The organism is Curtobacterium sp. MCLR17_042 (assembly GCF_003234695.1).
GTDB classification, from domain to species: Bacteria; Actinomycetota; Actinomycetes; order Actinomycetales; family Microbacteriaceae; genus Curtobacterium; species Curtobacterium flaccumfaciens.
Map to the genome: position 1 here is coordinate 236225 of NZ_QKTD01000001.1, position 14948 is coordinate 251172.

The window sequence follows — 14948 nt, forward strand, 5'->3', positions numbered from 1 at the left end:
TGAACAAGTTGAGTTGTACCACGTACAATTCCGAGATGGCAACCACGGTGGACGGCTCCGGCACGGCTCGCGGCGCGGCGACTCGGGCGAGGATCCTCGCCGCGACCGCCGGACTGCTCAGCGCAGGCGCTCGGAGCGTCACCGTCAGCGAGGTCGCCCGGGCCGCGGGTGTCTACCCGAACCAGATCACGCACCACTACGGCTCGAAGGACCGCCTGGTGCTCGACGCCGCCTTCGCGCTGTTCCTCCGTGACACCACGCGACTGCAGGCGGCCGGCCGTCGTGCCCGCTCGGCGGAGTCGTTCCGGCAGGTCCTCGCCCGCACCGCCCTCGCGATGCCGTCGACCCCGCTCGTGGTGCGCGCGCTCGGGGCCGCCGGGGACGACCCGGCGCAGCGAGAGCGCGTGCGGCTGCTGCTCGCCGTGCTGTTCCGGCAGTCCGAGCGCTACCTGGAGCGCGTCGTCGCCGACCAGGGATGGACGAGCCCGAGCGGCGTCGCCCGGGACGCCCGCACGTTCTGGAGCGCCGTGTTCGGTGCCACCCTGCTCGCGGACGCCGGGGTCACCGGCGGCCCCTCGGACCTCGACCTTGCGGGGACGATCTCGATCCGTTGACCGGGGCGGGCACCGCCGCCGGGGTCTCCCCCGGCGGCGCTGTCACTCGTCCGGCGGCGGTGTTACTCGCCGAAGCCGGACCGGACCAGTTCCACGAGGGCGTCGACCGCGGCCTGCGCGTCCTGCCCGGTCGCGTCGATCGACACCGTCGCACCCTTCGGCAGCGCCAGGGCCATGATCGCCAGCAGGCTCTTCGCGTCCACGCCGTTGACGTGCACGCTCGCGTCGTACTTCGCCGCCGTCTTCACGAACTCCGCGGCGGGCCGGGCGTGCAGCCCGGTCTCGTTCACCAGCTCGACCGACGCGCTGACGCGGTCGGAGCCGGCCGCGCCGTCGACGGGAGCAGCCCCGTCGGCCGGCCCCGTGCCTCCAGGCTGGTCACCGGACGGACGGGAGGTGCTGCTCGCGTCCGCCTCGGAACCCGCGGCCGACGCCGCAGCGGCCAGGACCGCATCGGCGTCACCGCCCGTCTGGGCGGCGACCGCAGCGGCCACCGCTCCCTCGACCAACGGGGCCTGCGACACGTGGACGCGGGCACGGACGTCGTCGTCCAGGAAGTCGAGCGCGGTGTCGGTCGTCAGGTAGGCGGAGCCGAGGTCGCACAGCACCACGACGGCGTCCGACTCGGCGAGTTCCTCGATGCCGGCGGTGATCGCCTCGAACGAGGTCCCGATGCCACCGTCGTCCGTGCCGCCCGCGGCGACGAGCGGCACGTCCGCGGCCATCTGCCGTGCCAGCTCGACGGTGCCCGTCGCGATCGCCGCGCTGTGCGAGACGACCAGGATGCCGACGGTCACGCTGCGTCCACCGCTGCGCGCAGGATGTACGCGGTCGACTGCGCACCAGGGTCGCGGTACCCGATCGCGCGGTCGCCGAGGTAGCTCGCGCGGCCCTTGTGGGCGACGAGCGGCTCGGTGTCCGCCGCACCCTGCGCGGCGGCGTCGGCTGCTGCGGTGAGCACGGCCTTCGGGTCGTCGCCGGCACTGGCGGCCGCTGCTGCGGCGTCGACCGCGGGGCTCCACGCGTCGACCATCGTCTTGTCGCCGACCGCGGCCTTGCCGCGGGAGACGACCCCGTCGCGGGCGGCGGTGAGGACGGCGACCAGGGCGTCCGCGTCGAGTTCGGCCGCGTCACCGGCGGCCTGCGCCGCCTTCAGGTAGGCGGTGCCGAAGAGCGGGCCGGCCGCTCCGCCCACGGTCGAGATGAGCTTCGTCGCAACGGTCTTGAGCACGGCACCCGGGGTGTCGAAGGACCCGGAGTCGACGGCCTCGAGCACGGCCCGGAACCCGCGGTCGAGGTTCTCGCCGTGGTCGCCGTCCCCGATCTCACGGTCGAGCGTGACGAGCTCGGCGCGGTGTTCGTCGATCGTCGCGGCGGTGCGACGGACCCAGTCGATGGCCCATGCGGTGTCGAGCGCCAATGCGGTTCCCTTCGTGTGTGTCCGGCCCGGTGGGGCCCGGTGTCGTGGTCCGGTGGTCGAGCGGCCATGGTCGGTCGCGGTCGCGGTCGCGATCGCGGTCGCGGTCGCGGTCGCAGTCGCTCTCGCAGTCGTGGTCGGTCAGCGTCCCCAGCGCAGGGCCGGGGTCTCCACCGGGGCGTCCCAGAGGTCCGTGAGTTCGTCGTCGAGCACCGTGACGGTGAGCGAGAACCCCTGCATCTCGAGGGACGTGACGTAGTCGCCGACCAAACTACGCGTGACCTGGTGGCCGCGGTCCGAGAGGACCTCGGCGGCGCGTCGGTAGGCGATGTAGAGCTCGGACAGCGGGGTGCCGCCCATGCCGTTCACCAGGAGCAGCAGCGACGAACCGGCCGGTGCGTCGAGGTCGGTCAGGATCGGTTCGAGCACGCGGTCGACCAGCTCGTCCGCCGGTGCCATCGCGATCCGCTCGCGGCCCGGCTCGCCGTGGATGCCGATGCCGAGCTCGACCTCGTCGTCGGCCAGCACGAACGACGGCTCCCCCGCGTGCGGGACGGTGCCCGATGCCAGTGCGAGCCCCATCGACCGCGTGACGTCGTTGACGTGCCGGGCCACGGCGGCGACCGCGTCCAGGTCGTCCCCGCGTTCGGCGGCGGCGCCGGCGCACTTCTCCACCACGACGGTCCCGGCGACGCCGCGACGGCCGGCGGTGAACAGGGAGTCCTGCACCGCGACGTCGTCGTCCACCACGACGGACTCGACGCGGACGTCGTCCATCGCCGCGAGTTCGGCGGCCGTCTCGAAGTTGAGCACGTCGCCGGTGTAGTTCTTCACGATGTGCAGCACGCCCGCACCGCCGTCGACGGCCTTCGTCGCGGCGACGATCGGGTCGGGCGTCGGGCTCGTGAACACCGGGCCGGGCACCGCGGCGTCGAGCATGCCGTACCCGACGAAGCCGGCGTGCAGCGGCTCGTGGCCACTGCCGCCACCGCTGACGATCCCGACCTTGCCGGCGACGGGTGCGTCAGCGCGGTGCAGGTGGATCGGGTCCTCGACCAGGACGACGTGTCCGGCGTGTGCCCGGGCGAAGCCCCGGACGGTCTCCTCGACCACGGCCTGCGGGTCGTTGATGAGCTTCTTCATGCGGTGCCTCCACGGGTACGGGGTCGAACCGTGGCGGTCACACCGCGCGTCGTCGACCGGAGTGGGCCCAATCTACATCGACGGCACGGGCAGCCGTCCGCTCCCGATGCACGTTCGTGCAGTGCGCCGAGGACGCGCCACCGGCTCGGGATCGTGCTGGGGACACTCGTCCTGCACGTTCGTGCACGATGCCGCACTTCGCTCACGAATTCATCGCCGGGCCGTGAACCGCATCACTATGGTTGGCCTCAATCACTCAACGGGGAGTGCGGCGCAGCACGGCCGGACCCCCACCCTCACGCACTGGAGGTCACCGATGGACGGCATCGGCGTCAATTTCCTGTCCGAGCTCGTCGGTACGGCGATGCTCATCATCCTGGGTGGCGGCGTCGTCGCCGCTGTCTCGCTCGCGAAGTCCAAGGGCTTCGGAGCCGGGTTCCTGATGGTCACCATCGGCTGGGGCTTCGCGGTCTTCGCCGGTGTCACCGTCTCCTACAGCTCGGGCGGTCAGCTCAACCCCGCGGTCAGCCTCGGGCTCGCCCTGCTCGGCAAGATCACCGTCGGCGAGATGTTCCTCTACTGGCTCGCGCAGCTGATCGGCGCGATCATCGGCGCGGTCATCGTCTGGCTCGCCTACAAGCAGCACTTCGACGAGGAGCCCGACGCGGCCGCCAAGCTCGGCGTCTTCTCGACCGGCCCCGCGATCCGGTCGTACGGCTGGAACCTCGTCACGGAGATCATCGGCACCTTCGTGCTGGTCTTCGTCGTCATCGCGTTCTCGAACGGTCAGACGCCGGCATCGCTCGGTGCGATCCCCGTCGCCTTCCTCGTGATCGCGATCGGTGTCAGCCTCGGTGGCCCCACCGGCTACGCCATCAACCCCGCCCGTGACCTCGGCCCCCGCATCGCGCACGCCATCCTGCCCATCAAGGGCAAGGGCTCGAGCGACTGGGCCTACGCCTGGGTGCCGGTCGTCGGACCGCTGATCGGTGGCGCCCTCGCCGCCGGGCTGTCCTACGCCCTGCTGCCCATCGTCAGCTGACCCACCCCCACCCCGAAGGCGTGGACGGCCGTTCCGCACGACCGCACACGCACCCGCACCGAACACACCCGTAAGGAGCACCAATGGCCGACTACATCGTCGCCATCGACCAGGGCACGACCTCGACCCGAGCAATCGTGTTCGACCACTCCGGTTCGATCATCTCGACCGGGCAGAAGGAACACGAGCAGATCTTCCCGCGCGCCGGGTGGGTCGAGCACGACCCCGCCGAGATCTGGGACAACACCCGCGAGGTGATCGGTCAGGCACTGTCGCGTGCCGACATCACGCGCCACGACGTCGCAGCCGTGGGCATCACCAACCAGCGCGAGACCGCCGTCGTCTGGGACAAGACCACCGGCAAGCCGATCTACAACGCGATCGTCTGGCAGGACACCCGCACGCAGGCGCTCGTCGACAAGCTCGCCGACGGCGACACCGACAAGTACAAGGCCATCGTCGGCCTGCCGCTCGCGACGTACTTCGCCGGCACCAAGATCATGTGGATCCTCGAGAACGTCGAGGGTGCTCGTGAGAAGGCCGAGGCGGGCGACCTGCTCTTCGGCACCACCGACACCTGGGTCCTCTGGAACCTGACCGGTGGCGTCGACGGCGGCGTCCACAAGACCGACGTCACGAACGCGTCCCGCACGCTGTTCATGGACCTCGAGACGCTGCAGTGGCGCGACGACATCCTCGCCGACTTCGGTGTCCCGAAGTCGATGCTCCCCGAGATCGTCAGCTCCTCCGAGGTCTACGGCCACGTCGAGTCCTCGAGCCTGCTGCGCGAGGTCCCGATCGCCGGCATCCTCGGCGACCAGCAGGCCGCGACCTTCGGTCAGGCCGCGTTCGACCAGGGCGAGTCGAAGAACACCTACGGCACCGGCAACTTCCTGATCTTCAACACCGGTACCGAGATCGTCCGCTCCGAGAACGGCCTGCTCACCACCGTCGGCTACAAGCTCGGCGACCAGGAGACGCACTACGCCCTCGAGGGTTCGATCGCCGTCACGGGCTCGCTCATTCAGTGGCTCCGCGACAACCTCGGTCTGATCGGCAGCGCCCCGGAGGTCGAGGCCCTGGCCAAGACCGTCGAGGACAACGGCGGCGTGTACTTCGTGCCGGCGTTCTCCGGGCTCTTCGCGCCGTACTGGCGTCCCGATGCCCGCGGTGCGATCGTCGGCCTCACCCGCTTCGTCAACAAGGGCCACATCGCGCGTGCCGCCCTCGAGGCGACGGCGCTGCAGACCCGCGAGGTCCTCGACGCGGTCAACGCCGACTCCGGCGTGGACCTGACCGAGCTCAAGGTCGACGGCGGCATGACCGCGAACAGCGAGCTCATGCAGTTCCAGGCCGACATGCTCAACGTGCCGGTCGTGCGTCCGGTCGTCGCGGAGACGACGGCGCTCGGCGCGGCCTACGCCGCCGGTCTCGCGGTCGGCTTCTGGGCCAACCTCGACGAGCTCCGTGCCAACTGGCAGGAGGACAAGCGCTGGGAGCCCCAGCTCGACGCCGCCGAGCGCGAGCGCACGCTCCGCCTGTGGAAGAAGGCCGTCACGAAGACCTTCGACTGGGTCGACGAGGACGTGCAGTAACGAAGCACGCGCACGCTGACCGCGTGCACTGAACGCACGGACAGGAGGCCCGGTGCCGGTTCCAGGAACCGGCACCGGGCCTCCTGTGCGTTGCGTCTCCTGCGGGTCGGTCGCGGGTGGTCGGTCGGTTGGTTGGTTGGGTGCGGGGTGGTTGCCGGCACGGCACGGTGCGGGCTTGTTCACCGGGTGCAGGGGTGACCGCCTGGTGCGCGCTCGTGGCGCAGCACCGAGCCGTCAGGCTCGCACCGGGTGACGAACTGCGCACGGTGCGGCTTGCGCGGAAGCGGCACGGGATCGCAGACCGCGCACGGTGCGGACTGGAGGCGCGGGGCGGGCCCGCAGCGGGCCTCCAGTCCGGCACGGGGTTGCCGGCACGGCACGGTGCGAGCTTGTTCACCGGGTGCAGGGGTGACCGCCTGGTGCGCGCTCGTGGCGCAGCACCGAGCCGTCAGGCTCGCACCGGGTGACGAACTGCGCACGGTGCGCAGGGCGGCGTGGACTACGCGGCGGGAGCTGCGCCGACCCAATCAGCCAGTTTGCGCGCACCGGCGCCCGAGTCGACCGCCTCGGCGGCGACGACCAGCTGCTCGCGGAAGCGCTGCAGGATCGGCCGGTCGGACTCGTTCGGGTCCTGTGCCAGCCGGAACGAGACGAGGCCGGCCGCGGCGTTCAGCAGGACGATGTCGCGGACGGGTCCGGTCTCCCCCGCGAGCACCCGGTGGACGACACCGGCGTTGTGCTCGGGGTCGCCGCCGAGCAGGTCCTCCGTCCGTGCCCGGGCGATGCCGAGGTCGCGCGGGTCGAGGTCGTGCTCGGTCACGCGGCCCCCGGTGACCTCCCAGATGTGGCTGTGCCCGGTGGTGGTCAGCTCGTCGAGTCCGTCGTCGCCGCGGAACACGAGGGCCGTCGCTCCGCGCGTCTGGAACACGCCCGTGATGATCGGGACGAGGTCGAGCTGGGCGACCCCCACGGCGTTGGCCTCGCACCGTGCGGGGTTGACGAGCGGGCCGAGGAAGTTGAACACCGTCGGCACGCCGATCTCGCGCCGGACCGGGCCTGCGTGGGCGAAACCGGGGTGGAACGCGTTGGCGAAGGCGAAGGTCAGGCCGACACGCCGGAAGGTGTCCGCGACACGCGCGGCGTCCATCGTGAGATCGAGTCCGAGGGCGGCGAGCACGTCGCTCGAGCCGGACTTCGACGAGCTGGCCTTGTTCCCGTGCTTGACGACGGGGACCCCGGCGGCGGCGATCACGATGGCCGCCATCGTCGAGATGTTCACGGTGCCGACCACGTCGCCGCCGGTCCCGACGATGTCGAGCGCCATCGGGTCGACGTCGAGCGGAACCGCGGCGTCCAGGATCGCGTCGCGGAACCCGACGACCTCGTCGACGGTCTCGCCCTTCGCGCGGAGCGTCACGGCGAAGGCCGCGATCTGTGCCTGGGTGGCGCGCCCGTGCACGATCTCCTCCATGGCCCATGTGGATTGCCTGATCGTCAGGTCCTCGCGCGCCATGAGCGCGCTGATCACTGCTGGCCAAGAAAGTGCGTCAGGCATGGCTCGATCGTAGTGAATTCGAGAGACCCGCCAGTCTCCTGCGAAAACACTGTCGGGGGTTTCGGCCATAATGGAGGACGTGACTAGCACCTCTCTCTCCAGATCAGCCAGCGGTCCGGCCCTCAACAGGCCGAACGCCGTGGCCGTGGGGACGATCGTGTGGCTGGGCAGCGAGGTCATGTTCTTCGCCGGCCTGTTCGCGATCTACTTCACGCTCCGCAGCACGTCCCCTGAGCTCTGGGCGACCGAGACCGCGAAGCTCGAGGTGCCCTTCGCCTCCGTGAACACGATCATCCTGGTGCTGTCCAGCTTCGCCTGCCAGTTCGCCGTGTTCGCCGCGGAGCGCTTCCAGGTGCACCGGACGAGCTGGAACCCGCGCCACTGGGGCATGACGGAGTGGTTCTTCGTCACCTACGCGATGGGTGCGATCTTCGTCTGCGGCCAGATCTTCGAGTACGCCAACCTCTGGCACGAGGGCGTGACGCTCTCCTCCAGTGCCTACGGCTCGGCGTTCTACATGACCACCGGGTTCCACGGGCTCCACGTGACCGGTGGCCTCATCGCCTTCCTGCTGACGCTCGGCCGCGGTTTTGCCGCCAAGAACTTCGGCCACAAGGAAGCGACCACCGCCATCGTCGTGTCGTACTACTGGCACTTCGTCGACGTCGTGTGGATCTTCCTCTTCGCCGTCATCTACCTTCTCAAGTAGGAACTGGACACCCCCCAGCACATGTTCAACAGAACCAAGTCCAAGAAGGGCCGCCGTTCACCGATGGCGACCGTGTCGCTCATCGTCGTGGGTCTCATGACCACCGGTGGCGCGTACGCACTGTTCAGCTCCACGGCGAACGCCGACGACAGCACGAACACCGTCGCCGCCTCGAGCCAGTCGCAGGTGAACGAGGGCGAGAAGCTCTTCGCGTCGAACTGCGCCACCTGCCACGGGCTCTCCGCGCAGGGCACGAGCGAGGGTCCGTCCCTCATCGGTGTCGGCGCCGCGTCGGTCGACTTCCAGGTCGGCACCGGCCGCATGCCGATGGCCGCTCAGGGCCCGCAGGCCGAAGAGAAGCCCGCGCAGTTCACGGACGAGCAGGTCGACGCACTCGCGCAGTACGTCGCCTCCCTCGGCCCCGGCCCGTCGGTCCCCTCCACCGAGCTCACCAACGGTGAGGACGGCGACGCTGCCGAAGGCGCCGAACTGTTCCGCATCAACTGCGCCATGTGCCACAACGTGGCCGGCGCCGGCGGTGCGCTGACCGAGGGCAAGTACGCCCCGAACCTCGAGACGGTGTCCGGCAAGCACATCTACGAGGCCATGCTCACCGGCCCGCAGAACATGCCGGTCTTCAACGACCTGAACCTGACGCCGGAGCAGAAGGCCGACATCATCACGTACCTCAAGTACGTGCAGGACAACAAGTCCCCCGGTGGCTTCGCACTCGGCTCCCTGGGGCCGGTCGCCGAGGGTCTGTTCATCTGGATCTTCGGACTCGGCGCGGTCGTCGCGATGACCGTCTGGCTGACCGCGAAGTCCAACTGATCGTCCGTGTCGAACGACACTGAAGGGAACACCATGGCAGAGCACGACGACGAGACGCTGAACTCGTCCTCGGCTGTCGAGAAGCACGGCACGACCACCTCCCCCGGGATCGCGGTCCTCCCCGTCGACCCGTTCGAGAACCCGGGCGAGCCGCCGCACCGCCCGCGTCGCACCGACGTCGACCCGAAGAAGCAGCGTCTGGCCGAGCGCCAGGTCGCCGCGTACTTCTACCTGTCGATCGTCGGCAGCGTCCTGTCGATCGCTGCGTACGTCGCCTTCCCGATCGACCCGAGCGACTTCGGGACGGTCCGCACCGCGAACCTCTTCCTGGGCCTGTCGATCGCCCTCGCGCTCCTCGCCCTCGGCCTCGGCGCCGTCTACTGGTCGAAGTCGCTCGTCGTCGACCGTGAGATCACCGAGCTCCGTCACGGCACCCGCGGCACCGACGCGACCCGCGCCAAGGCCGTCGAGGCGTTCCAGCTCGCCGACAAGGAGTCGGGCTTCAGCCGTCGCAAGCTGATCCGCAACTCGATGATCGGTGCCCTGGCCGCGTTCCCGCTCCCCGGCATCGTCCTGGTCCGTGACCTCGCTCCGGCCGAGGACCCCAACGAGCTGCTCCGCCACACCTTCTGGAAGCAGGGCCTGCGCCTGACGAAGGACCCGACGGGTCTGCCGATCAAGGCCTCCGACGTCACCATCGGTTCGGTGTTCCACGTCATCCCCGAGGGCATGCTGGAGTCCGAGCACATGCTGGAGGAGAAGGCCAAGGCCTCCGTCCTCCTCATGCGTCTCGACCCGAAGGACCTCAACCCGTCCAAGGGCCACGAGAACTGGGGCTACGACGGCATCGTCGCGTACTCCAAGATCTGCACCCACGTCGGTTGCCCCGTCGCGCTCTACGAACAGCAGACGCACCACCTGCTGTGCCCGTGCCACCAGTCCACCTTCGATGTCTCGAACAACTGCGAGGTCATCTTCGGTCCGGCAGCACGCCCCCTCCCCCAACTTCCGATCGCGATCGACGACGACGGCTACCTGGTTGCCCAGAGCGACTTCCACGAGCCGGTCGGACCGTCCTTCTGGGAGCGTGAACGCTGATGACCAGCACCACCACCACCGCACCGAACACGTCGACGAACAAGCCGGCGCCGGAGCGCGGATCCCGCATCATCGGCGGGGTCGCCAACTACATCGACGAGCGCACCAGCATCTCGGGCCTCGTCAAGGAAGTCGGCCGCAAGATCTTCCCGGACCACTGGAGCTTCATGCTCGGCGAGGTGGCGCTGTACAGCTTCGTCGTCGTGCTGCTCTCCGGGACCTTCCTGACGTTCTTCTTCCAGGCGTCCATGACCGAGGTCGTCTACAACGGCTCGTACGTCCCGCTCAAGGGCGTGGCGATGTCGACGGCCCTGCAGTCCACGCTCGACATCTCGTTCGACATCCGCGGCGGGCTCTTCGTCCGCCAGGTCCACCACTGGGCAGCCCTGCTGTTCGTGGCGTCGATCATGCTGCACATGGCCCGCGTGTTCTTCACCGGTGCCTTCCGCAAGCCGCGTGAGCTCAACTGGGTCTTCGGGTTCCTGCTCTGGGTCCTCGCCATGGCCGAGGGTTTCACCGGCTACTCGCTCCCCGACGACCTGCTCTCCGGAAACGGTCTGCGGATCATCGTCGGCATGATCGAGGGTGTCCCGGTCATCGGCGTCTGGATCGCCTACCTGCTGTTCGGTGGCGAGTTCCCGGGGACCGACATCGTCGGCCGCCTGTACACGCTGCACATCCTGCTGCTGCCGGCGATCCTCGTCGCGGTGCTCGGTGTCCACCTCGTGCTCGTCGTGATCAACAAGCACACGCAGTTCGCCGGTCCGGGCAAGACCAACGAGAACGTGGTCGGTGTCCCGATCCTCCCGGCGTTCGCCGCGAAGGCCGGTGGGTTCTTCTTCATCGTCGCGGGCATCCTGGCCCTCATCGCGTCGCTGTTCACGATCAACCCGATCTGGAACTACGGCCCGTACGACCCCTCCCCGGTGTCCGCCGGTACCCAGCCCGACTGGTACATCGGCTTCGCCGACGGCGCGCTCCGACTGGTCCCGCCGCACTGGGAGGTCGTGTGGTTCGGCTACACGGTGTCGTTCAACATCCTGGCGCCGATCGCGGTCCTGGTGCTGCTCATCCTGGCGATCCTGCTCTACCCCTTCATCGAGGCGTGGGTCACGGGCGACAAGCGTGAGCACCACATCCTCGACCGTCCGCGGAACGCCCCGACGCGCACGGCGTTCGGTGCCGCTGGCATCACGCTCTACGCCAGCCTGTGGGCAGCAGCCTCGTCGGACATCATCGCGACGCACTTCCTGGTGTCGATCGAACACGTGATCCACGTGATCCAGGCAACGACGGTCCTCGGTCCGTTCATCGCCTTCTGGATCACGAAGCGTGTCTGCCTCGCCCTCCAGAAGAAGGACCGCGAGATCGTCCTGCACGGCTACGAGTCGGGCCGCATCGTCCGACTCCCCCACGGCGAGTACATCGAGGTGCACGAGCAGCTTGACGAGTACGAGCGGTGGAAGCTCCTGCAGTTCAACGAGTACAAGCCGCTGATGATCCGCCCGAACGCCAAGGGCAAGATCACGGGTCTGCAGAAGGTCCGCGCCGGTGTCTCCCGCTTCTTCTTCGAAGACCGCATCGAGCCGGTCTCGAAGGCAGAGCTCGAGGCAGCACACGCCGCGCACCACGGCCCGAACCTCGAGGGCGGCCACCAGGCTCCCCAGGTCGGCCCCGGCGATCACTGATCGGTAGCGCACGAAGCAACCCCCGTCACGATGTGGCGGGGATTTCTTCGTGCACAGGGCAACACGCCGCCCCCAGTTCACGGCTGGTTCACTCTCGCGTGCTGGACTCGTCCAGGACGGTGTGGCAACGTGTTGCACCACGCATCCGCCAACGGAATGAGACCCCGATGGACAGCCGGACGGCCGAACACCCCAGGCCGAACCACTTCCTCCTCCACCTCAGCGACACGCACCTCGTCTCCGGGGACCGCGACCTGTACGGCGATGTCGACTCCGCCGCTCGGCTCACGCAGATCGTCGCGGACATCGAAGCCTCGGGCACGCGTCCCGAAGCGATCGTCGTCACCGGAGACGTGGCCGACAAGGGCGAGCCGGGCGCGTACGCCCGTGTCCGCGAGATCCTCGAACCGGCCGCGCAGCGCATCGGTGCACAGGTCATCTGGGCGATGGGCAACCACGACGAGCGCGGTGCCTTCCGCCAGGAGCTCTTCGGCCTGCAGCCCACCGACCGCCCGGTCGACTTCGTCTACGACGTCAACGGTCTCCGCGTGATCACCCTGGACACGAGCGTGCCGGGTCACCACCACGGTGAGGTCTCCCCCGAGCAGCTCGACTGGCTCGCCGAGGTCCTGTCCGAGGCCGCGCCGCACGGCACCATCCTCGCGATGCACCACCCGCCGGTGCCGAGTGTCCAGGACCTCACCGTGCTCGTCGAGCTCCGCGACCAGCAGGCCCTCGCCGAGGTCGTCGAGGGCAGTGACGTCCTCGCCATCATCGCCGGTCACCTGCACTACTCGACCAGTGCCGTCTTCGCCGGCATCCCGGTGTCCGTCGCCAGCGCCACCTGCTACACGCAGGACCTCACGGAGTACCAGGGCGGCACCCGCGGACGAGACGGTGCGCAGTCGTTCAACCTCGTGCACGTCTACGGCCACAACGTGGTGCACTCGGTCGTGCCGATCGGGCACTACGCCACCGTCGGCCAGCCCGTCTCCGCGCTCGAGACCGAGGCGAAGCTCGCCGCGCACGGCGTGACGATCCCCGCGGCCGTGGAGCCTGCACCGGTCACCTCGAGCATCCCGGTGTTCACGCTCGACTCGGTGCCCGTCTCCCCCGTCCACCGGTAGCGCCGCGCACTTCGCGTGCAGAAGAGGTCGGGTCCGTCATGCGGACCCGACCTCTTCTGCTCACCAAGCGTTTGCGTGAGCCGCCCCCGCGCGCGGTGGACCCGCTGCGCGGCGGCCTGGAGGCCCGTGGCGGGGTCGACTTGCGCCTCCCGGCCCGCGGGGTGGTCGCGACTCACCGCGGGTGGTGCGTCGCGTGGTCACGTTCCGTCGGCTGTGGGCGGCGCAGGCGACGGGTTGCGACCGCTCGGCGTGGGGGTGGCGGGGAGTCGTGACCGGTCGGCGTGCGGTGGCGTGCGAACCAGCTGGCTGGGTTCCGGCGCCGGGCTCGCAGGCTCGCCCGGAGCGCCCCAGCAGGCCGCTGGCGCGTCCTAGACGCTGGGGCGCTCCCAGCAGGCCGCTGGCGCGTCCTAGACGCTCCGTGGGACCGGGCTCGCAGGCTCGCCCGGAGCGCCCCAGCAGGCCGCTGGCGCGTCCTAGACGCTCCGTGGGACCGGGCTCGCAGGCTCGCCCGGAGCGCCCCAGCAGGCCGCTGGCGCGTCCTAAGCGCTGGGGCGCTCCCACGGCGCAGGGAACGGGAAGTAGCGCTCCAGGAAGCCCGTGACGCGCTGCGTACGCTCTTCGTCGCTCACCTCCGGGAAGCTGCCGTCGTTCAGGCAGAAGAAGTCCACGTTCCGCTTCTTCAGCAGCTCGTCGAGGGCCTTGAGTCCGGAGACCATGGTCGTGTCGATGTACCCGACGGCCGCGTTCTCCTGGATGATCGCCCGACCGGTGAGCAGCGAGTAGTAGTGGTACAGCGAGTTCGTCACCGAGATGTTGTCGGCGGCGCGGAAGCGTGAGGCCGCAGTGGCCGCGAACTCGTCGGCGAACTCGTGCTCCATCTCGGTCATGATCGAGGCGCGCAGGGGCGTCGGCGCGTGCTCGAGGTGCCGGGTCGTCACCGCACCGAAGCGCTGCTGCAGCAGGCGACGGTTCACGCGGGCGGAGTTCTCGAAACCGCTGCGTGCCGGGTTGTTGGAGCCGAGGCCGATCCGGGTCGACGCGAGGATGAACTTCGTGACCGATCCCGGGCTGTAGAACACCGAGGGGTCGACGAGGCGCCCGAAGAACATGTCGTCGTTCGAGTAGATGAAGTGCTCGCTGATGCCCGGGATGTGGTGCAGCTGCGACTCGACGGCCTGCGAGTTGTGCGTCGGCAGCACGGAGGGGTCGGCGAAGAACTCCTCGCTGCGGACGATGCGGACCTTCGGGTGCTCGGCGAGCCAGTGCGGCGCCGGGGAGTCCGTCGCGATGTAGATCTGGCGGATCCACGGCGCGAAGGTGTGCACCGATCGGAGCGCGTACTTCAGCTCGTCGATCTGGCGGAACCGGGCCGGGGCGTCGTCGCCCTCGCCCAGGACGACGTTCGACTGTGCGGCCTGGCGGGCGCGCTGGTACTCGATGGCGTTGCCGTCGACCCACGAGAAGACGATGTCGATCGGGAACCGGATGTCCGAGACGTGGTCGTCGAACATGTGCTCGACGGTGCGCCAGGTGCGGCCGTAGCGTTCGATGTCGACGAGGACGAACTCGTCGATCGGCAGGCTGCGACGCATCAGGGCGTTCTCGACGGGTGCGCGGACCTCGATGTCGGTGACGCGCCAGAACTCGAGCTGGACGCTCGTCTCGGCGCCGTAGCGCAGGCGTCCGAGCGGCTCGAGCCGCGGACGGAACACGCGGAGCACGGGTTCCTCGACGGAGCCGAGTCCGTCGTCCTGCACGAGCACGGCCGGCTTGCCCGGGGGCTTCGCGTAGAAGGGCTCGTTGACGGCCGCGGACATCACGGCGCTCTCGGCGCGCTGGCGGTCACGCTCGTCGAGGGCGATCACCGGGCGCTGGTCGTTGCCGCGGATGAGCAGGTGGTCGACGTCAGCCGCGGTGAGCGCGTCGTCGAGGAACAGCAGGTCCTCGATCATCGACTGCTGCGGCGTGAGGTGTCCGTTGATCAGGGTCAGTCGCCCCTTGCGGACGACGACGTCGGATCGGTCGAGACCGCCGGAGGACGGTCGAGGGTTCAGCAGAGGACTCTCGGTCACCGGCTCGGTCTCGTCGTTCATCCATGCCCTTCGGGTGTGCGGCCGGGTCCTGTACCC

The 14948-nt window shown here is 69.4% G+C and carries 13 protein-coding genes; 8 read left to right on the plus strand and 5 right to left on the minus strand.

Annotation, left to right across the window (positions count from 1 at the left end):
• Positions 1-35: 35 nt before the first annotated feature.
• Positions 36-614: a TetR/AcrR family transcriptional regulator C-terminal domain-containing protein gene (locus DEJ02_RS01155; RefSeq protein WP_111031715.1), complete on the plus strand. Its 579-nt coding sequence runs from the start codon at positions 36-38 to the stop codon at positions 612-614.
• Positions 615-676: 62 nt separating this feature from the next.
• Here DEJ02_RS01155 and dhaM read toward each other — a convergent pair whose 3' ends face one another.
• The 3 genes from dhaM to dhaK all read right to left on the minus strand — a co-directional run bounded on the left by dhaM (position 677) and on the right by dhaK (position 3174).
• A complete protein-coding gene (gene dhaM, locus DEJ02_RS01160) occupies positions 677-1411 on the minus strand; it encodes a dihydroxyacetone kinase phosphoryl donor subunit DhaM (RefSeq protein WP_111031716.1) in 735 nt (244 codons plus the stop codon).
• Positions 1408-2034 carry a dihydroxyacetone kinase subunit DhaL gene (dhaL, locus tag DEJ02_RS01165; RefSeq protein WP_111031717.1) on the minus strand — a complete coding sequence of 209 codons (627 nt, stop codon included), beginning with the start codon at positions 2032-2034 and terminating at the stop codon, positions 1408-1410. Before dhaL ends, dhaM begins: the two co-directional genes overlap by 4 nt.
• 138 nt (positions 2035-2172) lie before the next feature.
• Positions 2173-3174, minus strand: coding sequence for a dihydroxyacetone kinase subunit DhaK (gene dhaK / locus DEJ02_RS01175; protein WP_111031718.1), 1002 nt, complete (start codon positions 3172-3174; stop codon positions 2173-2175).
• Positions 3175-3490: 316 nt separating this feature from the next.
• On the opposite strand from dhaK, the gene DEJ02_RS01180 reads away from it, so the two are divergent.
• Both DEJ02_RS01180 and glpK read left to right on the plus strand, forming a co-directional pair.
• On the plus strand, positions 3491-4216 hold the full coding sequence (locus DEJ02_RS01180) for an MIP/aquaporin family protein (RefSeq protein WP_111031719.1): 726 nt from the start codon (positions 3491-3493) through the stop codon (positions 4214-4216).
• A gap of 83 nt (positions 4217-4299) precedes the next feature.
• Positions 4300-5811 (plus strand): glycerol kinase GlpK, encoded by a 1512-nt coding sequence (gene glpK / locus DEJ02_RS01185; RefSeq protein WP_017887334.1) that lies wholly within the window; start codon positions 4300-4302, stop codon positions 5809-5811.
• A gap of 499 nt (positions 5812-6310) precedes the next feature.
• Here the strand turns inward: glpK and trpD are convergent, their stop codons facing one another.
• Positions 6311-7366 carry an anthranilate phosphoribosyltransferase gene (gene trpD / locus DEJ02_RS01190; protein ID WP_111030102.1) on the minus strand — a complete coding sequence of 352 codons (1056 nt, stop codon included), beginning with the start codon at positions 7364-7366 and terminating at the stop codon, positions 6311-6313.
• Positions 7367-7436: 70 nt separating this feature from the next.
• Between trpD and DEJ02_RS01195 the strand changes: the two genes are divergently transcribed.
• The 5 genes from DEJ02_RS01195 to DEJ02_RS01215 all read left to right on the plus strand — a co-directional run bounded on the left by DEJ02_RS01195 (position 7437) and on the right by DEJ02_RS01215 (position 12819).
• Positions 7437-8075, plus strand: a complete 639-nt coding sequence (locus tag DEJ02_RS01195; protein ID WP_027465617.1) for a heme-copper oxidase subunit III — start codon at positions 7437-7439, stop codon at positions 8073-8075.
• Between the two features lie 21 nt (positions 8076-8096).
• Positions 8097-8906 carry a cytochrome c gene (locus DEJ02_RS01200; protein ID WP_071403834.1) on the plus strand — a complete coding sequence of 270 codons (810 nt, stop codon included), beginning with the start codon at positions 8097-8099 and terminating at the stop codon, positions 8904-8906.
• Positions 8907-8939: 33 nt separating this feature from the next.
• Positions 8940-10004, plus strand: a complete 1065-nt coding sequence (locus DEJ02_RS01205) for a ubiquinol-cytochrome c reductase iron-sulfur subunit (protein ID WP_027465615.1) — start codon at positions 8940-8942, stop codon at positions 10002-10004.
• On the plus strand, positions 10004-11692 hold the full coding sequence (locus DEJ02_RS01210) for a ubiquinol-cytochrome c reductase cytochrome b subunit (protein ID WP_071403835.1): 1689 nt from the start codon (positions 10004-10006) through the stop codon (positions 11690-11692). The genes DEJ02_RS01205 and DEJ02_RS01210 overlap by 1 nt, the downstream gene beginning before the upstream one ends.
• Positions 11693-11859: 167 nt before the next feature.
• Complete coding sequence (locus DEJ02_RS01215) at positions 11860-12819, plus strand: phosphodiesterase (protein ID WP_111031720.1); 960 nt, start codon at positions 11860-11862, stop codon at positions 12817-12819.
• 539 nt (positions 12820-13358) lie between these two features.
• Here the strand turns inward: DEJ02_RS01215 and DEJ02_RS01220 are convergent.
• Complete coding sequence (locus DEJ02_RS01220; protein ID WP_111031721.1) at positions 13359-14912, minus strand: stealth conserved region 3 domain-containing protein; 1554 nt, start codon at positions 14910-14912, stop codon at positions 13359-13361.
• Positions 14913-14948 lie beyond the last annotated feature (36 nt).